Consider the following 22,842-nt stretch of genomic DNA (forward strand, 5'->3'; position numbering starts at 1 on the left):
CCTGGGCACCAGTCTTCGATAAATATAAGCAAAGAGCCGCTGTTTCAGCGGCTTTTTTGTTTTTCAGTTCAAAATCAAAAATAGTCGACCCACAAAAAAGCCCCGGGCACCATGCAATGCCCAGGGCGATACCATGAAGCCGAAAAGAGTTCGGCGTTTCGGCTTCAGATCGGCAGTGCGACCAGGTCATGCCCTTCGGCAGCCACAATGCGAGCCCGAGTGAACTCACCCACTTTCAGTGTCTTGCTGATCTTCTCGGGCGGCAACAGACGCACCACACCATCAATCTCGGGCGCGTCCGCATAACTGCGCCCCACCCCACCACGGCGCCCCATGGCCGGAGCAGAATCCACCAACACCTGCATGGTGGCCCCGACACGGCGCTGTAGGCGCTGGATCGATACCTCCTCAGCCACCGCCATGAACCGAGCGCGACGCTCCTCCCTCACCTCAGGCGGCAACATCCCCGGGATATCGTTGGCTGCAGCACCCTCAACCGGGCTGTACGCAAAGCAACCAGCGCGATCAATCTGAGCTTCGCGAACAAAATCGAGCAGGTGCTGAAACTCTTCTTCCGTCTCGCCAGGAAAGCCAGCAATGAAAGTGCTGCGGATCACCAACTCAGGACAGATCTCGCGCCAACGCTGAATGCGCTCCAGGTTTTTTTCGCCACTGGCCGGACGCTTCATGCGCCTCAACACCTCCGGATGGCTGTGCTGGAACGGCACATCCAGATACGGCAACACCCGACCTGCCGCCATCAAGGGCAGGATCTCATCCACACTGGGATAGGGATAGACATAGTGAAGACGAACCCAGGCACCGTGCGGCTCAGCCAACTCACTCAAGGCCTGCACCAGCTCCAGCATGCGGGTCTTGACCGGCTTGCCATCCCAGAATCCAGTGCGGTACTTGACATCAACACCATAGGCAGACGTGTCTTGGCTGATCACCAGGAGTTCTTTCACCCCCCCCTCGAAAAGGGCGCGAGCCTCTTTCAACACATCACCGACAGGGCGCGAAACCAGATCGCCACGCATGGACGGAATGATGCAGAAAGTGCAACGGTGATTGCAGCCTTCGCTGATCTTCAAATACGCATAGTGACGCGGGGTCAGCTTGATGCCTGCCTCCCCAAAGGCATTGGGCACCAGATCAATGAAAGGATCGTGGGGTTTGGGCAGATGCTGATGCACTGCATCCATCACCTCCTGAGTGGCGTGAGGCCCCGTGACCGCCAGCACGCTCGGGTGCATTTGGCGCACCAGATTCTCCCCACCCTGAGCCTGCTTGACCCCCAAACAACCCGTGACGATCACCTTGCCGTTCTCAGCCAAAGCCTCGCCAATTGTGTCGAGACTCTCCTTGACGGCGTCATCGATGAATCCACAGGTATTGACGATGACGATATCGGCACCCTCAAAGGTTTTGGAGGTCTGATAACCCTCTGCACTGAGCTGGGTCAGGATCAATTCGGAGTCGGTCAACGCCTTGGGACACCCAAGACTGACGAACCCAACACGGGGGACTGGCTGGGCCGAACCGGCGGGAGAGGGGGGAACAAGAACTTCACTCATCGGCGTATTGTCCCAGTTCTTGCCGACAACAGGCCAGGGCCAGCGCAATACCCGCCACCCAGGCCTCGAAAAAACTCAGCGCTTCAGACCAAAAGCCCCCAGCATCTGCTCGGTCTGCTTCTGCATCTGCTCCTGCATCTGAGTGAGCAGAGATTTGGACTGCTCGGTGTACCCACCCATCATGCTCTGCAGCACGGGCGACTGCATGCTCATGAATTGCGCCCACATCTCCGGCGAAATACTCTTGGATTGAGCCGTCAACTGGGTCTGCATGTCAGAGAAGGCCTGGATGTTCTTTTCGATGTAAGAACCCATGAAGCCCTGCATGGCATGCCCATAGAAACGGATGATGCTGGACAACACCGCCTCCGTGAACATGGGGGCGCCACCCGCCTCCTCCTCGAGGATGATCTGCAAAAGGATGCTTCGCGTCAGATCATCATTCGTCTTCGCATCGCGAACCACAAACGATTCGCTGTCCATCACCAACTGACGCACCTCAGCCAAAGTGATGTAGGTGGAGGTGTCGGTATCGTACAGGCGCCGATTCGGGTACTTCTTGATGATCCGCTGAGACGGTTTGGCGGCTGCTTTCTTGCTTTGCACGTATGAGGCTCCTCGATCCTGGACAGACCGAAATATCGATGGGATCGTCACATTCTAGGGAGCACACCCGAGGCGACAGCCAAGGTTTACCCTGACCGTCTATTGTCAACCCGAACGCCACGAACAAAGACAATCTTTCCCGACCCAATGCTGCAGCACCGCCACAGCGCAGCGCAGCGAGAATGCGGATCAGATCGAAAGCAGAAAAAGAAAAAGCCACCCATTGGGTGGCTTTTCAAGTTTGGAAGCACTTGGGCTTCCGGGTCAGTTTACCGATGTTGCGAAGTCTGGTTATCTTCGCTCGGATAAACTGGTAGGCGCGATTGGACTCGAACCAACGACCCCCACCATGTCAAGGTGGTGCTCTAACCAGCTGAGCTACGCGCCTGTCTGTATTCGAGAATGTAGAGTATACAGCTGAAATTTCCTGTTTTTAGAAAAAACACAAAAAAGTTGAAATTCCCGCTTCAACTCAACGGCGCTTGGCCCACCTCACTCCTGGGACTGAAGCCACCAGCGACAACACCTTGCTCAGGCGCGCCGAATCCGAGACCTCCACCGTAAAAGTCATCCAGGCTGTTCCTTTGACGGACTGCGTCTGCACACCAATCACATTGGTCTTCTCGCGGGCGAAGACTTCTGAAATGTCGCGCAGCAACCCTTGTCGATCGGCCGCCTCGACGGCCACATCGACCGGATACCGAGCCAGGTCCTCGCCCTTGGCCCGCCCCCACTCCACCTCAATGACCCGCTCAGAACTGCGCGCAGCCATTTCACGGAAGTTGCTGCAATCAAGCCGATGCACACTGACGCCCTTGCCCCGGGTCACAAAGCCGCCGATGGCATCCGGTGGTGCGGGCTTGCAGCACTTGGCCAGTTGGGTCATCAATGAATCAATCCCCACCACCAGCACACCGCCCTTGGGGGCCTTTTCAACGTTGCGCGATTTCTTCAGCAGCAGGTAATCATCGGGCTCCAGCACCGGTTCAGGCGGGCGCAGCAGGTTCTCGATGTTGCGCAGCGAGAACTCATCCTTGCCCACCACCTCGAACAAGGCATCGGCTGACTTGAACCCCAACTGCGACGCCAGGTCGACCAATTTGATCGCCGTCTTGCCTTCGCGCTGCAGCAGCTTCTCGACGGCTTCGCGCCCTCGGGCGATGGTCTCATGCGTGATCTGAGCGTTGAACCAGGCCCGCACCTTGGCGCGGGCGCGGTTGCTGTTCAAGAAGCCGAGTTCGGCATTCAACCAATCCCGCGACGGCCCGCCCTCCTTGGCAGCCACGATCTCAACCGTCTGACCGTTTTGCAACGAGGTGTTCAAGGGCACCATGGCGCCGTCGATGCGGGCGCCGCGACACCGGTGCCCCACGTCGGTGTGCACCGCGTAGGCAAAATCGACCGGCGTGCCCCCCTGGGGCAGCTCGACGATGGCGGCATTGGGTGTCAGCACATAGATGCGATCTTCAAACAGCCCACCACTGGGCTGGGTGCCCGACAGGTCGCGCTCCCAGGCCAGCAACTGCCGCAGCACGGCGATCTTGGCGTCGTACTCGCTGCTGGCCGACACCCCGGCATAGCCCTTGGTTCCGGCTTCTTTATAGGCCCAGTGAGCAGCCACGCCGTGCTCTGCGTGGTCGTGCATGGCCTGGGTTCGGATCTGGATCTCGATCGCCTTGCCAGCCTCATCGCGCACCACCGTGTGCAGGGACTGATAGCCGTTGGGCTTGGGCTTGGCGATGTAGTCATCAAACTCGGCATCAACGGGCGTGAAGCGGTCATGCACCCAGCCCAGCACGGTGTAGCAGTCCTTGATCGAGGACACGATCACACGCAGCGCCCGCAGATCGAACACCTGCTCGAACCCCAGGCCCTTGCCACGCATCTTCTTGACGATGCTATAGATGTGCTTGGGGCGACCCTGCACACTGGCCCGGATGCCCTGGGTCTGCAGCTCGGATTCGAGACTCAGGCGCAACGCGGCCATCGATGCCTCGCGCTCGGCACGCTTTTCATCCAGAAGGCGCGCCACCTCCCGGTAGGTATCGGGCTCGATGAACCGAAAGGCCAGGTCTTCCAGCTCCCACTTGATCTGCCAGATGCCCAGCCGGTTGGCCAGCGGGGCAAAAACGTGCAGCGACTCTCGGGCCAGGCTGGGCGGAATCGGCTGTTTCGAGGCAGCGTAGTACCGCAACGTCTGCAGGCGTGAGGCCAGGCGCAGCAGGACCACACGAAGATCCCGCGAGAAGGCGAGCAGCATCTTGCGCACGTTCTCATGCTGCACAGCAGGATCATCCAGCAGTTGCTGCGCCGCACGGGCCTGCTGCTGGATGCGGATCAACTGGGTGGTTTCAACGGCCAGCGTGGCGAACTGGTCACCAAACACCTTGCTCAGCACCTCCTGCGGCTTGTTCAGGTGCTCACAGGTGTAGACAAGGTAAGTGGCGGCCTGCATGGCCTCCGAGCCGCCGATCATGCGCAGGATGGCCGCCTCGGCGTCGGCATGAGCGAGGGTGCTCTCGCCCGAGACCAGCACCTGATCAACCAGAAAAGGTTCTGCAAACGCGCGGGCCCGGGCCAGGATGTCGGCCTGCCCCTGCAAATCTCGGGCGGTCGCTGCAATCAGCGGCGCCACCGGCTCAGAACGATAAGGCGAGCCCACAGGCTCCACCGGCGGAGGGGTCATCAGAATCAGGAAAGCGGTGCTTCAGCAGCAAAAATGAAGGCGACGAGCGTATCACGCTGATCCTCTGCAATCAGCGTCGGCGCGTGCCCGATGCCCGGTAGCTCCACCACCCGCGCACGGGGCCCGCGCTCGCCCATGGCCTGGGCGGTCATCGGTGACAGCAGATCGGACTGAGCCCCACGCAGCAACAGCGTCTGGGCCTGGATCTGGTCATACAGCTGCCACAGTGCCGCCTCGCCGCGCTGCGCGTCTTCTTCCTGCAAGGCGCGAAAGGGCACGGCAATTGCCGGGTCGTAGTGCAAACCCAGGCCACCGCCTGGCAACTCACGCAGCATGGGACGGGTCAGCGCGAGCCATTGTTCGGGCGTGTGGGGCCCGAAACCCGAGGAAATCAACCAAAGCGCCGCAGCCGCCTGCTTTTCATCGGCAAACTGCACGGGCTGACCCAGGTACGCGCCGATGCGTTGCAAGGCACTCCATTGGATCACCGGCCCCACATCATTGAGCACCAGACGACGCACAGGCTGCGGCAGGGGCAAGCCAGGCTGCCCCGCCAAAACCATGCCGATCAGGCCGCCCATGCTGGTGCCGACCCAGTCCAGGATCGCGATCGGTGCCTGCTGCTGCAACTGCGCCAGCAAGGCCATCATGTCCGCCGCGTACTGCGGGATCTGGTAATGGGCCGGGTTGCTCAGCCGATCGCTGTGGCCACGGCCGACCACGTCAGGGCAGATCACCCGCACAGGGTGCCCGGCGCGGGCCACCAAATCCTGTGCCAGCACATCGAAGTCGCGCCCCTGTCTCGAAAGACCATGCACGCAAACAATCACGTGCGCGGCCTGTGCATCACCCCAAGCCCAATAGGCCATGCGGTGCCCGCCATCGGCGTCCGGACAGCTTACGTAGTTCAGCGTAGGATCATTCATGGTGCCTTCCAGGGCCAGTTCTCGGCTCGATAATCTTTGTTCACTGCATCCTAATTGATCTGGAGATTCCTCATGTTGAATGGCAAGACAGCTCTTGTGACCGGCTCCACCAGCGGCATCGGTCTGGGCATCGCGAAGGCGCTGGCCCGCCAGGGCGCCAACCTGATCCTGAATGGTTTTGGCGACGCCTCGGCGCCTCAGGCCGAAGTGGCAGAAGCCGGCAAAGCCCATGGCGTGCAGGTGGCCTTCCACGGCGCAGACATGAGCAAGCCTGCCGAGATCGCCGACATGATCGAATTCGCGAACACCCGTTTTGGCGGCGTCGACATCCTGGTCAACAACGCGGGCATTCAGCACGTGGCCCGGGTGGAGGATTTTCCCGTCGAGAAGTGGGACGCCATCCTGGCCATCAACCTGTCCAGCGCGTTCCATGCCACCCGCCTGGCCCTGCCCGGCATGAAAACCAAGAACTGGGGCCGCATCATCAACGTCGCCTCGGTGCACGGCCTGGTCGGCTCAGCCGAGAAATCGGCCTACGTGGCCGCCAAACATGGGGTCGTGGGTCTGACCAAGGTCACGGCCCTCGAAAACGCCACCAGCGGCATCACCTGCAATGCCATCTGCCCAGGCTGGGTGCTCACCCCGCTGGTGCAGAAGCAGGTCGATGCCAAGGCGGCCGCCAACCAATGGACCAACGAGCAGGCCACGCGCGCCCTGCTGGGTGAAAAAGAACCCTCGATGCAGTTCACCACGCCCGAGGAATTGGGTGAGCTGGCCGTGTTCTTCTGCTCCCCCGCCGGCAACAACGTGCGCGGCGTGGCCTGGAACATGGACGGCGGCTGGACAGCTCAGTAACCTGCATCAACCACTCCCTGGGATTGCCGGGAATGGCGGGGGCACCCGGGGGGTTGCCCCAGCCCGCATCAAACGCCTCAGTTCATCTGAATCGAACCCGACACGGTGACCGTCACCGTGCTGCGGCCGGCCTCGACCGGCAGGTCGGCCACGGCCATCGGCGAAGCCATCTTCGCCTCGGCCGCCATCAGGCGCGGGCGCGGCGAATACCCGCCATCGGATGAGCTCACATTCACTTCGCGCAATGAATAGCCGGCAAAGCCGAACTGCCGGGTCAGGTCGGCCGCGCGCACCTTGAAGCTCTGAATCGCGCGGCTCTGGGCTTCGGCCTCCAGTTGCTGGCGCTGCTCGCGGCTGAGCGAGAAATTCAGCTGGGTCACGTTCAAGCCCGCGATCCGGGAAGCTGCCGCAGTGAGGGCAGGAATGTCACGCCCCTCCAGAATCACTTCAGCGGAGCCTTGCCAGCCATTGATCTTGCCCTCGCGCCCATAACGCGGAAAAACAGAAAAAGCGCCGCTGCGCACTTCGACCTGGCCCGGCCTGGCCTGCTTTCGGGCCTCGTTCATGGCCGGCTCCAATACAGTTCGCAGCTGGGCCTGCACCTGCGCGGCGTCAGCACCCTCACGCACCACGCCCAGCGTCAGGCTCAGCCAATCCTGCACCACCTCCACCGAGCCCGAACTCTGCAGCTGCACCACGTTTTGAGGAGCGGCCATCGACAGGGTCTGGGCCTGCGCCCCCCATCCGCCCAAGGCCCACACCCCACCAGCCAAGACCAGACCTCGCAGAATAGAAGATTGAGACACGTGAAAACTCCTGATCATTGAAACACCAGGAAACCAGGGTAAACACCACTGATATCGGGCGAATCACGGCCAAAACGGCCTGAAAGAACCAATTTCCAACAAGACGAACGTCAAGTGCTGAACATCATGTAGGACACCGGCGGCTAGCTAACGAAAGCGCTGTAACAGTATGTGATATCGATCCCAAAACGCTGGCCTTTTGGTTGTTACAAGTCTCAAAATCGCACTTGTTACAAATCAGGTCAAAGCCATGAACACTTCCAATACCCGCACAGACAAGATTCTGGTCGTCGATGACGATGCCCGCATCCGCGATTTGCTCAGGCGCTACCTGAGCCAAGAAGGCTTTGAAGTCATGGTGGCCGAAGATGGCAAGGCGCTCAACCGCATCCTGCTGCGCGAATCGGTGGACCTCATCGTGCTCGACCTGATGATGCCCGGTGAAGACGGTCTGTCCATCTGCCGCCGCCTGCGTGCGGCCAACGACCGCACCCCCATCATCATGCTCACCGCCAAGGGCGAGGATGTGGACCGCATCGTGGGCCTGGAGGTGGGTGCCGACGACTACCTGGGCAAACCCTTCAACCCGCGTGAACTGCTGGCCCGCATCCATGCGGTACTGCGCCGCCGGCCACCGCAAGAGGCCCCCGGCGCGCCCTCGGGCGACAACGAACAGGTCACCTTTGGTCCTTTCACCTTCGATCTGGGCACCCGGGCCTTGCACCGCAACGGTGAGGAACTGCCCCTGACCACGGGTGAGTTCGCCATGTTGAAGGCGCTGGTCCGCCATCCACGCCAACCCCTGTCACGCGAAAAGCTGGCGCTGCTGGCGCGGGGCCGCGAATTCGAGCCCTTTGATCGCAGCCTTGACGTGCAGGTGTCGCGTCTTCGCAAACTGATCGAAGTGGATGCGGCCGCGCCGCGGTATATTCAAACCGTGTGGGGAGTCGGTTACGTGTTTGTGCCGGACGGTGGCAACTGAGCTGCCCCAGGTCAATCGACGGCGCCCATGGCGCCGTTTTTTCATGGTGCCGCCAAGCAGAACGACCGAGTCCAAGAAGACCCCGACGTGAGAAAAAAGAAAACCCATGTGCCGATGAATCAGGTTGATGCCACCAGTCCGGCACCCCTGGAGATGACCCAGCAAGCGCGCGGTGCGCGTGCTCGGGTCAGCCTGAATCTGTTCTGGCGCACCTTTTTCCTGCTGGCCATCCTGCTGATCGGCAGCATTCTGGCCTGGCTGCAAACCCTGCGAGCACTTGAGCTTGAACCCCGGGCCCTGCACACAGCCCAGCAAATCGCCTCGCTGGTCAACCTCAGCCGTGCCGCCCTGCTGCATGCCGACGGCATCGCACGGCTGTCCCTGATCAAGACCATGGCCGATCAGGAGGGCCTGCGCATCCTGCCGCGCGAGCCCAACGACCAGTTCGAAATGTTCGAAGCCGACAACGCCCTGGGCCAGCGGGTCACCGCTGAGGTCATCGAGCGCCTGGGCCCGGGTACCGTGGTCGCGCAGCGCGTCAACCACGAACCCGGCCTGTGGGTGGGCTTCGAGATCAATGGCGATTCCAATTGGCTGTTGATGGACCGTGCCCGCTTCAGCCCGGCCAGCGGCCGAACCTGGCTGATCTGGATGATCACGGCCGCCGTGCTGTCCCTGGCAGGTGCTGCCGCCATTGCCCGACTGATCAACAAACCCTTGCAGCAGTTGTCATTTGCGGCCAACCGGGTGCGTGACGGTGACTTTGACGCCAGCCACCTGGACGAACAGGTGGCCACCAGCGAGATCCGCGAGGTCAACATCGGCTTCAACCGCATGGCCGAAAAGTTGGCCAAGGTGGAGCAGGACCGAGCCATCATGCTGGCCGGCATCTCCCACGACCTGCGCACCCCCCTGGCTCGCCTGCGCCTGGAAACCGAAATGAGCGTTGCCGATACCGATGCACGCAACCACATGGTGGCCGACATCGTGCAGCTCGACGCCATCATCGACAAGTTCCTCGATTACGCCCGCCCCGATCACGTGGAGCTCAAGACGGTGCGGCTGGCCGATGTGGTCGACTCCTGCCTGTACGGGGTGCAGGACGACCCTGAGCTGAAGATCCATGTCTCGCTGCAGGACGACCCCCATGTGCTGGCCGACGAAGTTGAGCTGGCCCGAGTACTGTCCAACCTGATCGAGAACGCCCGCCGCTACGGCAAGACGCCCGGCACCGCCGTGTCGGTGATCGAAATCGCGGCCCGTGCACGCGAGGAATGGGTTCTGCTCAAGGTCCGCGACCATGGCCCTGGCGTGCCCCCGGACATCCTGGCCGACCTGGTCAAACCCTTTTTCCGGGGTGATTCGGCCCGTACCCACGCCACCGGCGCCGGGCTGGGCCTGTCCATCGTCAACAAGACCATCCAGCGCATGGGGGGCATGTTTGTGCTGGCCAACAGCAGCAGCGGCGGCCTGGCGGCCCACATCAAGCTGCAGCGGGCCTGAACCCAGGTGGCATGAGTCGCCTGGGGCCCAGGGGGCAGATTCAGGCCAGCAGCAGCACCACCGCCCGCGCTTCCATGCTCAGGCCCTGGCCCACTGGCCCCAGTTTCTCGGCCGTCTTGGCCTTCACGTTGACCTGCGACACCTCCAGGCCCAGCACCGCGGCAATCCGCTCGCACATGGCCGGGATGTGAGGCATCAGCTTGGGCGCTTGCGCGATCACTGTGCTGTCGATGTTGTTGATGCGCCAGCCCTGTGCCTGCACGCGCCGCGCCGCCTCGGCGAGCAAAACCGTCGAATCAGCGCCTTTGAACCGAGCATCGGTGTCCGGAAAATGCCGCCCGATGTCCCCCAGGCCGGCCGCGCCCAACAAGGCATCGGTGATGGCATGCAAGAGCACATCGGCGTCGGAGTGGCCCAGCAAGCCCAAGGTGTGCGGCACCTCCACCCCCCCCAGAATCAGCTTGCGCCCGGCCACCAGCGCATGCACATCCCAGCCCTCGCCCACACGCAGCTTCATGGTGTCACCCCCAGCGCCGCCTGGCGGGCCTGCAACACGGCCGCGGCCAGCGCAAAGTCATCGGGGTAGGTGACCTTGAAATTGACCCCGGCCGCCGGCACCAGCAAAGGCGAAAAGCCCAGGGCCTCGACCGCCGCGGCCTCATCGGTCACGGCCAGCCCGCTGGCGCCCAGCGCCTGTTGCAACAGGCCCAGACGGAACATCTGTGGCGTCTGGGCCAGCCATTTGTCCTGCCGGTCCAGGGTGCGGGCCACCCGTCCCGCGGCGCCACTTTTGAGCGTGTCGGCCAGCGGCTGCGCCAGCAATCCGCCCACCGGGTCGCTCCAGCAGGCATCAATCAGTGCGCGGACCTGGATGGGGGTGATCAGGCAACGCGCCGCGTCGTGCACCAGCACCCAGTCGTCGCCCACCGCGCCCAGGGTGCTGAGCACCCCCAGGCCGTTCAAAACGCTCTCGGCGCGCGAGGCCCCGCCGCAATCGGCCACATGGCAGCCCTCGGCCAGGCCGGCCTGCTCCAGGGTGCTGTCGCCCGGTGCCACCACCACCAGCACACCGGCCAGTCCTGGGGTGGCCGCAAAAGCCCCCAGGGTGTGGGCCACCAGAGGCTGCCCGGCCAGCGGCTCGTATTGCTTGGGGCCGGTCGAGCCCGCCCGCGAACCTGAGCCCGCGCACGGGACGAGCACCCAGCAGCGCGGCGAGGCGGAGGACGAAGCTGGGGATGAAGCCAGAACTGAAGGGGGGTTTTGAGGTGTGAGATCGGTCATAGCAAGTCGCCCATTCTAAAATCCCCGGATGCACACCCCCCGTCATTGGTCACGGGGGGTGTTTGCCATTGCTGGACGCCATGGAACTGCCCAAACTCTCGCCCGGAAAACGTTTCGCCCTGCCCCGCCCCGTGGGTTCTGCCGATGCCTTGTTGCTGGCCCGCCTGGGCTTGCGCGAAAAAGCCGCCGGCCGGCCTACGGCCATCGTCACGGCAGACGCCAGCGATGCCCAGCGCCTGATCGACGAGATTGCCTTCTTCGCCCCAGGCCTGCGGTGTGCGCTGTTTCCCGACTGGGAAACCCTGCCCTACGACACCTTCTCGCCCCACCAGGACCTGATCTCCGAGCGCCTGGCCACCCTGTGGCGCATTCAGCAGCGCGACAAGGAAACCGGGGCCGACGTGGTCATCGTGCCCGCCACCACTGCGCTGTACCGGCTGGCACCGCCCTCGTTCCTGGCGGGCTATACCTTCCACTTCAAGGTCAAGCAAAAGCTCGACGAGGCCAAGCTCAAAGGCCAGCTCACCCTGGCCGGCTACAGCCACGTCACGCAGGTGGTCAGCCCTGGCGAGTACGCCGTGCGCGGCGGCCTGATCGACCTCTTTCCCATGGGCTCGGCCATGCCCTTCCGGGTGGACCTGTTCGATGACGAGATCGACTCCATCCGAACCTTCGACCCCGACAGCCAACGCAGCCTGTACCCCGTGCCCGAGGTGCGTCTGCTGCCCGGGCGCGAGTTCCCCATGGACGACGCGGCCCGCGCCAAGTTCCGCAGCCGCTGGCGTGAACTGCTGGAGGGCGACCCCACCAAGAGCCGGGTCTACAAGGACATGGGCAACGGCGTGGCCACAGCCGGCATCGAGTACTACCTGCCGCTGTTCTTCGACGACACGGCCACCGTGTTCGACTACCTGGGCACGGACGCCACGGTGGTACTGCATGGCGAGCTGGAGCCCGCCTTCCAGCGCTTCTGGCAAGACACCAAGGACCGCTTCCGCCTGATCCAGGGCGATCCTGACCGCCCCGCCCTGCCACCCGAGGCCCTGTTCCTGAGCATCGAGCAGTTCTACGGCCGGGCCAACGAGCACGCCCAGCTTTCCATCCGGCCCGCAAGCCCAGACCAGGTCGACGTCGACGACAGCGCCAATGTGCAGAAGCTGGGCGACCTGTCCGTGCTGCGCGGCACCGAAGACCCGCTGGCCCGCCTCAAGGCCCATTTGGCCAACCCGGGCACCCAACGCGTGCTGCTGCTGGCCGAGAGCGATGGCCGGCGTGAAAGCCTGCTCGACTTCCTGCGTGCGGGCGGCGTCAACCCGCCGGCCTTCGACTCACTGGCCGAGTTCGAGGCCGAGACCACCGAAGCCCTGGGCATCGCCACCGCGGCCCTCACCGTGGGCTTTCGCTGGCTGGCCCCCGGCATCGACTTCGTCACCGAGACCGAGCTGTTTGCGGCTGGTGCCACCACCCGTCGGCGCAAAAAGCAAGAGCAGGTCAGCGACGTTGAAGCCCTCATCAAGGACCTGGCCGAGCTCAACGTGGGCGACCCGGTGGTGCACGCCCAGCACGGCATCGGGCGCTACCGCGGCTTGGTCAACATGGATCTGGGCCAGGGCAAGAACCCCGATGGCACACCGGCCATGCAAGAGTTCCTGCACCTGGAGTACGCCGACAAGGCCGTGCTGTATGTGCCGGTCAGCCAGTTGCAGCAGATCAGCCGCTACACCGGCGTCAGTGCCGACGAGGCCCCGCTGCACAAGCTCGGCAGTGGCCAGTGGGACAAGGCCAAGCGCCGAGCCGCTGAACAGGTGCGCGATGCGGCGGCTGAACTGCTCAATATCTATGCCCGCCGCGCGGCCCGCGAAGGTCATGCCTTCCGCTACTCGCCGCAGGACTACGAGGTGTTTGCCAACGACTTCGGCTTCGAAGAAACCGCTGACCAGCGCGCCGCCATCCATGCCGTGATCCAGGACATGATCAGCCCCCGCCCCATGGACCGACTGGTCTGCGGCGACGTGGGCTTTGGCAAGACCGAGGTGGCCCTGCGGGCCGCCTTCGTGGCCGTGACCGGCGGACGCCAGGTGGCGTTTCTGGCCCCCACCACCCTGCTGGCCGAGCAGCACTACCAGACCCTGGTGGACCGCTTTGCCAAATGGCCTGTGAAGATCGCAGAGATGAGCCGCTTCCGCTCGGCCAAAGAGATCAGCGCGGCCGCCAAGGGCATTGCCGAAGGCACGGTCGACATCGTGGTCGGCACCCATAAGCTGCTCAGCGAAAGCGTCAAGTTCAAGAACCTGGGCCTGCTGATCATCGACGAGGAACACCGCTTCGGCGTGCGCCACAAAGAGGCCATGAAGGCCCTGCGTGCCGAGGTGGACGTGCTCACCCTCACCGCCACCCCGATTCCGCGCACCCTGGGCATGGCCCTGGAAGGCCTGCGCGACCTCAGCGTGATCGCCACGGCACCCCAGCGCCGCCTGGCCATCAAGACCTTTGTGCGCAACGAAGGCACCGGTGTCATCCGCGAGGCCGTGCTGCGCGAGCTCAAGCGGGGCGGCCAGGTCTACTTTCTGCACAACGAGGTCGAGACCATCGAGAACCGGCGCCAGAAGCTCGAAGAAATCCTGCCCGAGGCCCGCATCGCCATCGCCCATGGCCAGATGCCCGAACGCGAGCTGGAGCGCGTGATGCGCGACTTCGTGGCCCAGCGCTTCAACCTGCTGCTGTGCTCCACCATCATCGAGACCGGCATCGACGTGCCCAGCGCCAACACCATCGTCATGAGCCGGGCCGACAAGTTCGGCCTGGCCCAGTTGCACCAGTTGCGCGGTCGCGTGGGCCGCAGCCACCACCAGGCCTATGCCTACCTGATGGTGCCCGACATCGAGGGCCTGACCAAGCACGCCGCCCAGCGCCTGGAGGCCATCCAGGCCATGGAAGAACTGGGCAGCGGCTTCTACCTGGCCATGCACGACCTGGAGATCCGCGGCGCCGGCGAAGTGCTGGGCGAAAACCAGAGCGGCAACATGCTCGAAGTGGGCTTTCAGCTCTACAACGAGATGCTGTCCGAGGCCGTGCGCAGCCTGAAGGCCGGCAAAGAGCCCGACCTGCTGGCCCCGCTGTCGGTCACCACCGACATCAACCTGCACGCCCCGGCCCTGCTGCCCGACGACTATTGCGGCGATGTGCACCTGCGCCTGTCCTTCTACAAGAAGCTGGCCACGGCCCGCACACCGGATCAGATCGACACCTTGCTCGAAGAGATCGTCGACCGCTTCGGCAAACTGCCGGCCCAGGCCCAAACCCTGATCGACGTGCATCGCTTGCGCGTGCTGAGCGCGCCCTACGGCGTGGTCAAGGTCGATGCCGCCCCTGGCGTCATCACCATCACCTTCAAGTCCAACCCGCCGATCGACCCGATGCGCATCATCGAGCTGATCCAGAAGCACCGCCACATCAAACTGGCGGGCAACGAGAAGCTGCGCATCGAGCGCGAGGTCAAAGAGCCCAAGGACCGTGCCCAGGCTGTGCGTGACATCCTGCGCCAGTTGGGCCAACCCCTGGCCGTGGCCTGATCCATCGGGCCTGCCATGGACACTGCCCTGCCCTGGCTGCTGGACCTGGAGACCGGTCTGCTCGCCGCCGCCCTGCTGCTGGCCCTGTGGCTGCGCCCCTGGCGCCTGATGGCCGGCAGCGCCCTGCTGTCGCCCGTGCTGGGCTGCCTGGTGCTGCTGCCGGGCCTGTGGGCCCTGCCCTCGCTGCACGCCATGCCGTTGCAACTGCAGTGGTCAGGGGCGTGCCTGGCCTTGCTGATGCTCGGCTGGCCGCTGGCCGTGCCGGTGCTCACCGGTGTGGCCCTGCTGGCGGGCCTGCTGGCCGGCCTTACCCCATCGGCCATGATCGACATGGCGTTCTGGCAGGGCGTGCTGCCCGCCACCCTGGCCCTGCTGCTGGGGGCCGCCATCCGGCGCTGGATCGGGCCCCACCTCTTCGTCTACACCCTGGGCCGGGCCTTTCTGGGCACCGTGCTATGCAACTTCGCGGCCACCGTGCTGGGCCAGTGGCTGGGTCACGAACTGCCCGGTGTCGGCGGCGACCTGTCGATCATTGCCCACTGGCTCATGGCCTGGGCCGACGGTTTCATGACCGGCATGCTGGCCGCCAGCTTCGTGGCCTTCCGCCCGCAATGGCTCGCCACCTGGTCGGATGGGCTGTACCTCAAACAACCCTGAAATGCCTGCCGCCCCGCACAGGCAAAATCACACTTCATTTCGCAGATCACACCAACTCAGCATGGCACCCATGAGCACCCAAGAATTCGCCCCCGGCCTCGTGATCCAGGGCTTCACGCCCCCGTTCGACCTCAGCAGCTACAAGCTGATTGCCTTCGACATGGACTCCACCCTGATCAACATCGAGTGCGTGGATGAGATCGCCGATGCCGCCGGCCGCAAGACCGAAGTGGCGGCCATCACCGAGGCCGCCATGCGCGGCGAGATCACCGACTACAAAGAGAGCCTGCGCCAGCGCGTGGCCCTGCTCAAAGGCGTGACCGAGGCACACATGCTTCAGGTGTACGAGCAACGGCTGCAACTCAACCCAGGCGCTGCCGAGCTGGTGGCGGCCTGCAAGGCGGCCGGCCTCAAGGTGTTGCTGGTCAGCGGCGGCTTCACCTTCTTCACCGACCGCATCCGGGCCCGCCTGGGCATCGACTTTGCGCGCTCCAACGTGCTGGAGGTGCAGGACGGCGTGCTGACGGGCCGCATGGTCGACCAACCCTGGGGCGACATCTGTGACGGTGCCGAAAAGCGCCGCACCCTGCTCGAGGTCAGTACCCTGATGGGCATCCCCGCCAGCCAGACCATCGCGATGGGCGACGGCGCCAACGACCTGCCCATGATGGCGGTGGCCGGCCTGTCGGTGGCCTACCACGCCAAGCCCCGCGTGCGTGCCGAAGCCATGGTGGCCATCAACCAGGGCGGGCTTGACCGCCTGCTGGAGCTCAGCCGCCGGGGCTGAACCCGGGTGACAGTGGGGTTGGGGCACTGCCGCCAGAATGGCGCGATGCCCGCCATGCCCCCTCCGCCCCCCACCCAACCCGGTCCTTCGCTGCCTGGCCAGCAACGACAGCGCTGGGTGATGCTGCTCACCCTGTGCCTGGGATTCACGCTCAGCCAGGCTTACCGCACGGTAGCCGCCATGATGGCCGCGCCGCTGCAGGCCGATTTTCAGCTGTCGACCAGCCAACTGGGCCTGTTTGCGGGCCTCTTTCACTTTGCCTTCGGGGCGCTGCAGATCTTCATGGGCATCAGCATCGACCTGTACGGCATCCGCCGCACGATCCTGCTGGCCATGCCGCTCACCGTGCTGGGATCCATCGTGTCGGCACTGGCCCCCGGCCTGGGCACGCTGCTGCTGGGTCAAGCCCTGATCGGGGCAGGCTGCGCACCGGCTTTTCTGGTGTGCACGGTGTACATTGCGCGCCGCTTCCCGGTCGAGCGCTTTGCGGCGGTCTCCGGGCTGGTGATGGGCCTGGGCGGACTGGGCCTGCTGATCACGGGCACGCCCCTGGCCTGGCTGATCGAGATCAGTTCGTGGCGCGCTGGCTTCACGGTGCTGGGCGTGGCCACCGCCCTGGCCTGGTGTTGCGCCTGGGTGGGGGTGCGTGAGCCTGGGCAGCCCTCAGGCACGCCAACCGAATCGGTGCCGCAGGCCCTGCGCAGTGCGGCGCGCTTGCTCGCCCTGCCCCACACCTGGGGCATCCTGGCGCTGGCCTCCGTCACCTACGCCTCCTTCATCAGCCTGCGCGGTCTGTGGCTGGGCCCCATGCTGTTGCAACGCCACGGCTTCAGCCTGGTGCAGTGCGGCAACGTGGCGCTGGCCGTGTCCGTGGTGGGCCTGTTCGGGCCACCCTTGTTCGGGCGCCTGCAACTGGAGGGGGCGCAACGCCGGCGCTGGATCGTCGGCTTCAGTACCGTGCTGGCGCTGTTGTTCGGCCTGCTGGCCTGGTCGCCGCTGGCCTGGGTGAGCGTGCTGGCCAGCCTGGTGATCGGCTTTGGCAGCGGCTTCATCATTCTGCAGTACGCCGATGTTCGTGCGTCCTACCCGCCCGAACTCACGGGGCGGGCCCTGGCGGTCTACACGATGGCCATGTTCCTGGGGATCGCCCTCATGCAGTGGGTGACCGGCGCTGTGGCCGCCTGGGCACAGTCGCACCAGATCGAAACCTTTGTGGCCGTCAACAACACGATCATGGGCATGTTGCTGCTCGGCACCGCGGCCTTTCGCGGCTTGCCAGCCGCCCACGCAGTGCGCTGAGAGAGGCAGCGCTCAGGTGGTGCGATCTCAGGCAGGGCGATGCTGGTGCGCCCAGCGCACGATGTCGGCAGCCCCCATGGCACCGGGCTGGCGGGCGACCTCGCGCCCCCCGACAAACAGGGCCAAGGTTGGGATGCTGCGGATCTGATAGCGCTGGCCTAGGGCCGGCACCGCCTCGGTGTTGACCTTGGCCAGGCGAAAGTGCGGCTCCAGCTGCTGTGCGGCCTGCTCGAAGGCGGGCGCCATCATGCGGCAGGGGCCACACCAGGGTGCCCAGAAGTCAACCAGCACCGGCACCTGACTGCGTCCGATGTGTCGCTCAAACAAGGCCACATCGTCCAGTGCCAGCGAATGACCACCGAACAGGGGCTGCTTGCACTGCCCACAGTCAGGTGACTGCCCCATTTGAGCCATCTGCACGCGGTTGGTGGTGTGGCAATGGGGGCAGACGACATGCAGCGCCGTCGCCGCAGCAGTGGGGCTCATGCCGGGGCTCCGGGCTCGCGGCTGGCCGACTGCGGGCCCAAATACCCCAGAGGGCCCAAGCGGCCCAGAAGTTGGCGCGTGGCCACCTCGGCCTCCACGGCCTGCGCCAGCGGTGCGCGACACAGGCCGGCTTCGCCGTAGTGCAGGTTTTCGTACAGCAGGCTCAGGGCCGGGCTTTGGCGCAGCAAGGCCTGCAGGCCTTCCTGGGTTTCAGCCCGATCACTCAGATCGTGCAGCATCTGTGTGGCGCGCTGCGCCAGCAGCCGATATTGCAACGGATCTGCGGCTTTGGGGGAGATGTCGAGCCGGTCCAGCATTTGTGCCAGGACGGCCAGCGGAGTGAAGTCGGTTCGGATCGTGTTCATGTCTTGGCAATTGGGGATGGGTCGGCCCTTTGCAAGAGGGCTTTCTGGCGTACCCGTGCCGCCTCGGATGACCCTGGCAGCAACCCGGTGGAAGGGCGCCCCTACACTGGATCCACCCGGCAGCCAGGATTCCCATGCACACCTCAACACGCTCGCCCTCATCCTCTAACCCCCCCACACCCCGCCCCCCCGGAGCGCGGCGGCGCTTTCTGCTGGGCCTCGCCAGTTGGCCATTCGTGCCCTCATCCGGGTGGGCACAGACCGCCCCTTCGGACGTGCGACGGCTGCGCGGCACGCTGCAGCAGGTGGGGCCAGACCGCATCACCGTGCTCACCCGCGAGGGTGACACCGTGTCGCTGGCGCTGGGCGCGAAGCTCAGCGTGGCCGAGGTCTACCCCATCACCCTGGCGGAGGTGCAGGCCGGCAGCTTCATCGGCACGGCGGCTCGGCCCCAGGCCGATGGCAGCCTGCAGGCCATCGCAGTCACCGTGTTCCCCGAATCCGCCCGGGGCCTGGGCGAAGGGCACCGCCCCTTTGACCTGCAGGCCGACAGCACCATGACGAATGCGACGGTGGCCGATGTGGTCAGCGCGCCCGCCGGGCGCACCCTGCAATTGCGTTATGCGGGTGGACAGAAAACCCTTCAGGTCCCGGCCGGCACACCGGTGGTCACCTTCAGGCCCGCCGACCGCAGCCTGCTCGTGCCCGGGGCCAGTGTCTCCTTGAGCGCCCAGGTGCTGGATGGCGAAGCCACCGCGACCCGCATCAACGCCGGGCGCAACGGGTTCCGGCTGCCCTATTGATCAGAGCCTGTTCACAGGCCCTGGCCCGCCGGGGCGTTGAGCAGGCGCACCAGCCGCGCCGTCGAGGCCACCCCGGCCTTGCCTCGGATGCTGCGCAACTGGTGATCGACGGTGGACAACGAGCGCCCCAGGCGCCGCGCCACCTCCTTGTAACTCAGGCCCATGGCCACCAGTTCGGCCACCCGGCGTTCGGCCGGTGTCAACAGGGCCAGCACCGGATGAAGAGAGGCTGACCGCGGCGCAGATTCAGCTCGGTCTGACGCGTTGGCCTCGGTGGCCAAGGCCAGCAAGGGCCCGATCACCTGGCCCGCCAAGGCCGGCAGCTCGTCGCAGACCTCGCCCTGCCAAGGCGGCGTCTCGTGCTGCCAGTCGGCACAGATCAGGCCGACCGGCCCGCCGGCATGCAAGGGAAGCGCCATCTTGGCCGCCGCCCCTGAGCGCAGCAGGCGCTCGCGCAGGGGCTCAGCCATGCTGCGCTCCCGGGCCACACTGGGCACCGCCAGCCCGATGCGCCGACGCCAGACCTCGCGCACGCCCTGCTCGTCAGCCGCAAAGCGCTGGCCCAGCATGGAGGCCATGTCGCGGCCAGGCCGCCGGGTTTCGGCCAGCACCACATAGTCAAGCGGCCCCGTTCCCGCCAGCGCATAGCCGCCCAGACCGGCATCAACGCGGTCGGCACGCAGGGTCTCAAGCATCCAGTCGGTGGTGAGGCGCCAGCAGGCGGTCGGGTCGTCCAGGTAAAGCAGCAACTGGGCCGCCAGATCGCGCGCCGGGCGCCAGCGCAGAGCCTGCGGGCCTTCCAACAACTTCTGGCGCCAATGGCGTTGCTCACCCATGAGCAGCAAATCGGTCATGGCCGCCAATCTAAAGACGCTCAGCAGCTTGGCAATAGGGAGCATCCCGCAGGGCGAGGGGCGCTGGTTAACCCGAGTGCGAATCTTCGCGATGCCAAAGCGCACCGGCCTGCCCATACTGCAGAGACGCTGTCACCCATCGATTCACCGGGCTCAGCCCGTACCAGGTGCGGCCCAGCCCTTTTTGATCACACGCCATGAAAACCTACCCCAACATCGTTGCCGGCCAACCCGTGCTGTCGTCCACCACGTTCGAATCCCGCAACCCGGCCACGGGCGAACTGCTGGGCCTGGTGCCGCAAAGCAGCCCCGAGCAGGTGGCCCAGGCGGTCGCTGCCGCCCAGGCCGCCCAGCCCGCCTGGGCCGCCCTGCCCGATGCCGAACGGCAGGCCGCCCTGGTGCGGGTGGCCGACATCCTGCACGCGCAACAGGAACACTTGGCCGAATGGATCACCCGTGAGCAGGGCAAGCCACTCGGCGGTGTGGGCCCCGACCAGGTACCCGGCGCCCGCTTCGAGGCCTATGCCTGCGAGGTCTGGACCCGCATGCCCGCCAGCCTGGCACTGCCCGTTGAAGTGGCCTTTGAAGACGACACCCGGCGCGACGAGGTGCACCGCCAGCCCTACGGGGTGATCGCCGCCATCGCGCCCTGGAACTGGCCGCTGATGATCGCCATCTGGCAGATCATCCCGGCCTTGCGTGCCGGCAACACGGTGGTCATCAAGCCCTCTGAGCACACCTCCATCGGCACCCTGGAGATGGTCCGACTGATCAGTGCGGCCCTGCCCCCGGGCGTGCTCAACACCGTCACCGGTGCGGGCGACGTCGGCTCGACCCTGGTGAGCCAGCCCGCCGTGCGCAAGATTCTGTTCACCGGCTCCACCGCCACGGGCCGCCGCATCGCGGCCCTGGCCGGCGAGCGACTGAGCGCCTGCACCCTGGAGCTGGGCGGCAACGACGCCGCCATCGTGCTGCCCGATGCCGACCCGGCCGAGATCGCCATGGGGCTGTTCTGGGGGGCCTTTCTCAACATGGGCCAGACCTGCGCAGCCATCAAGCGCCTGTACGTCCCCGCCGCCTTGCACGACGCCGTGGTTGGCGCGCTGCACGGCCTGGCCCAGGCCATGCCCATGGGCGACGGCCTGCAGCCCGGTATTGCCATGGGCCCGATACAGAACCGCATGCAGTTTGACAAGGTGGTGTCGCTGGTGGAAAGCGCGAAGGCCGGCGGTGCCCGCATCGTGTGCGGCGGCAAGGCCCCGGGTGGACCTGGGCATTTCTTCCCGATCACGCTGGTCACCGACATCGACGACGGTGCCCCGCTGGTGGACCAGGAGCAGTTCGGCCCGGTGCTGCCCATCGTGCGCTACCGCGATCTGGACGACGCCGTGGCCCGCGCCAACCGGCTTGACGTGGGCCTGGGGGCCTCAGTTTGGGGTCGGGATGCCGAACAGGCCCGCGCCGTGGCCCTGCGCCTGCAGGCCGGCACGGTGTGGATCAACCAGCACGGGGCCGTGCACCCCATGGTGCCATTCGGCGGCCTCAAGGGCTCGGGGCTGGGGGTGGAATTTGGTCTGGAAGGCCTCAAGAGCGTCACCCAGACCCGGGTCATCAGCCTGAAGAAATGATGCCCAAAGGGCACGCTGGGGCCAGCCAATCCCGGCCCCTGGCGGCCTGCCTCAGCGCCGGCGCCCCGTGAGCGGGTAGGCCGGATCGGTGTAGCCCGGCGTGGACGGGTGGCCCGGCGCCACCAGCCCATCGACCAGGGCCTCGTCCTCGGGGGTGATCATCACATCGAGTGCCGGGCGGTAGTCCTGCCACTGCTTCAGGGTGCGTGGGCCCGCGATCACTGAGCTGATGCTGCGGTTGGCCAGCACCCAGGCGGTGGCAAACTGCGCCAGCGTGCAACCCTTGGCCTCGGCATGGGTCTTGAGTTGTTGGGCGATCACGAGCGACTCCTCACGGAACTCGGTCTCGGCGATGCGCTTGTCGCCCCGGGCCACGCGACTGCCTTCTGCCGGCGGCTGGCCCGGCAGGTATTTGCCGGTCAGCACCCCGCGCGCAATCGGGCTGTAGGGCGTCACGCCGATGCCGTAATGGGCACAGGCCGGCAGGATCTCAACCTCGGGCATGCGATTGAGCAGGTTGTAATAGGGCTGGCACACCACCGGGCCCGGCATGCCCACCTGCTGCGCGAGTCGCACCAGTTCGGCAATGCGCCAGCCCCGGAAGTTCGACACCCCCCAGTAGCGGATCTTGCCTTGGCGCAGCAGTTGGTCCAGGGCACGCACCGTTTCTTCCAGGTCCATGTCCGGAAAGTCGCGGTGCAGGTACAGGATGTCGACATGGTCGGTCTGCAGACGCTGCAGGCTGGCCTCGGTCTCGCGCAACATCCAGCTGCGCGAGTAGTGGCTTTCGTTCACACGGCCTGACATCTTGTTGCCCAGCTTGGTGGCCAGCACCCAATCGTGGCGTTGCCCCTTGAGCAACTGACCGACCAGGGTTTCGGATGCACCTTGGGTGTACACATCGGCGGTGTCGATGTAGTTCACCCCCTGCTCACGGGCATCGGCCACGATGGCCGATGCCTCATCCAGATCAGTCTGGTCGCCGAACATCATGGTGCCCAGGCACAGGGCAGAAACTTGCAGATTGCTCTTGCCGAGCGAACGGTATTGCATGGCGGACTCCTGTGAATGAAAGCGGCCCCGCACACCCTCTTCGATGGGCAGCGCCGCCGACAGCGGCCATACTATGCGCCCAAGGCCTCATCCGGCCTGAACGGGCCAGGACAAAA

General features: G+C 65.1%; 21 protein-coding genes and 1 tRNA gene. 9 read left to right on the top strand and 13 right to left on the bottom strand.

What is annotated here, in order from left to right:
- The 6 genes from AC07PT_RS17445 to AC07PT_RS17470 form a co-directional block, all read right to left on the bottom strand.
- The coding region (locus tag AC07PT_RS17445; protein ID WP_494657498.1) for a hypothetical protein at positions 1–190 on the bottom strand (190 nt) is incomplete at its 3' end.
- On the bottom strand, positions 165–1,577 hold the full coding sequence (gene rimO / locus AC07PT_RS17450; RefSeq protein ID WP_494657499.1) for a 30S ribosomal protein S12 methylthiotransferase RimO: 1,413 nt from the start codon (positions 1,575–1,577) through the stop codon (positions 165–167). The genes AC07PT_RS17445 and rimO, both read right to left, overlap by 26 nt.
- A 75-nt stretch (positions 1,578–1,652) precedes the next feature.
- Positions 1,653–2,183, bottom strand: coding sequence for a polyhydroxyalkanoate synthesis repressor PhaR (gene phaR, locus AC07PT_RS17455; protein ID WP_492346309.1), 531 nt, complete (start codon positions 2,181–2,183; stop codon positions 1,653–1,655).
- Positions 2,184–2,494: 311 nt separating this feature from the next.
- Positions 2,495–2,571, bottom strand: a tRNA-Val gene (locus tag AC07PT_RS17460).
- A gap of 84 nt (positions 2,572–2,655) precedes the next feature.
- The gene (locus AC07PT_RS17465) at positions 2,656–4,869 is read right to left on the bottom strand and encodes a RelA/SpoT family protein (protein ID WP_492346308.1); all 2,214 of its coding nucleotides are present in this window, start codon (positions 4,867–4,869) and stop codon (positions 2,656–2,658) included.
- Between the two features lie 5 nt (positions 4,870–4,874).
- Positions 4,875–5,795: an alpha/beta fold hydrolase gene (locus tag AC07PT_RS17470; RefSeq protein ID WP_492346307.1), complete on the bottom strand. Its 921-nt coding sequence runs from the start codon at positions 5,793–5,795 to the stop codon at positions 4,875–4,877.
- Positions 5,796–5,867: 72 nt separating this feature from the next.
- Between AC07PT_RS17470 and AC07PT_RS17475 the strand changes: the two genes are divergently transcribed.
- Positions 5,868–6,650: a 3-hydroxybutyrate dehydrogenase gene (locus tag AC07PT_RS17475; protein ID WP_492346306.1), complete on the top strand. Its 783-nt coding sequence runs from the start codon at positions 5,868–5,870 to the stop codon at positions 6,648–6,650.
- Between the two features lie 77 nt (positions 6,651–6,727).
- Here AC07PT_RS17475 and AC07PT_RS17480 read toward each other — a convergent pair whose 3' ends face one another.
- Positions 6,728–7,441, bottom strand: coding sequence for an SIMPL domain-containing protein (locus AC07PT_RS17480; protein WP_492346662.1), 714 nt, complete (start codon positions 7,439–7,441; stop codon positions 6,728–6,730).
- A gap of 265 nt (positions 7,442–7,706) precedes the next feature.
- Between AC07PT_RS17480 and ompR the strand changes: the two genes are divergently transcribed.
- Both ompR and AC07PT_RS17490 read left to right on the top strand, forming a co-directional pair.
- On the top strand, positions 7,707–8,438 hold the full coding sequence (gene ompR / locus AC07PT_RS17485; protein ID WP_492346305.1) for an osmolarity response regulator transcription factor OmpR: 732 nt from the start codon (positions 7,707–7,709) through the stop codon (positions 8,436–8,438).
- A 114-nt stretch (positions 8,439–8,552) separates the two neighbouring features.
- On the top strand, positions 8,553–9,941 hold the full coding sequence (locus tag AC07PT_RS17490) for an ATP-binding protein (RefSeq protein ID WP_492346661.1): 1,389 nt from the start codon (positions 8,553–8,555) through the stop codon (positions 9,939–9,941).
- Positions 9,942–9,981: 40 nt separating this feature from the next.
- Here AC07PT_RS17490 and ispF read toward each other — a convergent pair whose 3' ends face one another.
- Together ispF and ispD are read right to left on the bottom strand one after the other, a co-directional pair.
- Positions 9,982–10,458, bottom strand: coding sequence for a 2-C-methyl-D-erythritol 2,4-cyclodiphosphate synthase (ispF, locus tag AC07PT_RS17495; protein WP_494657500.1), 477 nt, complete (start codon positions 10,456–10,458; stop codon positions 9,982–9,984).
- Positions 10,455–11,141, bottom strand: a complete 687-nt coding sequence (gene ispD / locus AC07PT_RS17500; protein WP_494657501.1) for a 2-C-methyl-D-erythritol 4-phosphate cytidylyltransferase — start codon at positions 11,139–11,141, stop codon at positions 10,455–10,457. The genes ispF and ispD overlap by 4 nt, the downstream gene beginning before the upstream one ends.
- A 161-nt stretch (positions 11,142–11,302) precedes the next feature.
- Here ispD and mfd point away from each other — a divergent pair, with 161 nt between their 5' ends.
- The 4 genes from mfd (at position 11,303) to AC07PT_RS17520 (ending at position 17,537) form a co-directional block, all read left to right on the top strand.
- Positions 11,303–14,794: a transcription-repair coupling factor gene (mfd, locus tag AC07PT_RS17505; RefSeq protein ID WP_492346302.1), complete on the top strand. Its 3,492-nt coding sequence runs from the start codon at positions 11,303–11,305 to the stop codon at positions 14,792–14,794.
- Positions 14,795–14,809: 15 nt separating this feature from the next.
- Positions 14,810–15,451: a hypothetical protein gene (locus tag AC07PT_RS17510; RefSeq protein WP_494657502.1), complete on the top strand. Its 642-nt coding sequence runs from the start codon at positions 14,810–14,812 to the stop codon at positions 15,449–15,451.
- A 70-nt stretch (positions 15,452–15,521) separates the two neighbouring features.
- Positions 15,522–16,238 carry a phosphoserine phosphatase SerB gene (serB, locus tag AC07PT_RS17515; protein WP_492346300.1) on the top strand — a complete coding sequence of 239 codons (717 nt, stop codon included), beginning with the start codon at positions 15,522–15,524 and terminating at the stop codon, positions 16,236–16,238.
- Positions 16,239–16,292: 54 nt separating this feature from the next.
- The gene (locus AC07PT_RS17520; RefSeq protein ID WP_494657503.1) at positions 16,293–17,537 is read left to right on the top strand and encodes an MFS transporter; all 1,245 of its coding nucleotides are present in this window, start codon (positions 16,293–16,295) and stop codon (positions 17,535–17,537) included.
- 27 nt (positions 17,538–17,564) lie between these two features.
- Here the strand turns inward: AC07PT_RS17520 and trxC are convergent, their stop codons facing one another.
- A complete protein-coding gene (gene trxC / locus AC07PT_RS17525) occupies positions 17,565–18,023 on the bottom strand; it encodes a thioredoxin TrxC (protein WP_494657504.1) in 459 nt (152 codons plus the stop codon).
- Entirely contained in the window at positions 18,020–18,388 is a 369-nt protein-coding gene (locus AC07PT_RS17530; RefSeq protein WP_492346297.1) for a hypothetical protein, read from the bottom strand. The genes trxC and AC07PT_RS17530 overlap by 4 nt, the downstream gene beginning before the upstream one ends.
- Positions 18,389–18,624: 236 nt before the next feature.
- Here AC07PT_RS17530 and AC07PT_RS17535 point away from each other — a divergent pair, with 236 nt between their 5' ends.
- The gene (locus AC07PT_RS17535; RefSeq protein WP_494657505.1) at positions 18,625–19,191 is read left to right on the top strand and encodes a hypothetical protein; all 567 of its coding nucleotides are present in this window, start codon (positions 18,625–18,627) and stop codon (positions 19,189–19,191) included.
- A gap of 11 nt (positions 19,192–19,202) precedes the next feature.
- Here the strand turns inward: AC07PT_RS17535 and AC07PT_RS17540 are convergent, their stop codons facing one another.
- Positions 19,203–20,045, bottom strand: coding sequence for a helix-turn-helix transcriptional regulator (locus AC07PT_RS17540; protein ID WP_492346295.1), 843 nt, complete (start codon positions 20,043–20,045; stop codon positions 19,203–19,205).
- A gap of 197 nt (positions 20,046–20,242) precedes the next feature.
- Between AC07PT_RS17540 and AC07PT_RS17545 the strand changes: the two genes are divergently transcribed.
- Positions 20,243–21,673: an aldehyde dehydrogenase family protein gene (locus AC07PT_RS17545; RefSeq protein WP_494657506.1), complete on the top strand. Its 1,431-nt coding sequence runs from the start codon at positions 20,243–20,245 to the stop codon at positions 21,671–21,673.
- A 51-nt stretch (positions 21,674–21,724) separates the two neighbouring features.
- Here the strand turns inward: AC07PT_RS17545 and AC07PT_RS17550 are convergent, their stop codons facing one another.
- Entirely contained in the window at positions 21,725–22,726 is a 1,002-nt protein-coding gene (locus AC07PT_RS17550; RefSeq protein ID WP_494657507.1) for an aldo/keto reductase, read from the bottom strand.
- Positions 22,727–22,842: the final 116 nt, after the last annotated feature.

It is taken from the genome of Curvibacter sp. GW821-FHT09D12 (assembly GCF_059416245.1).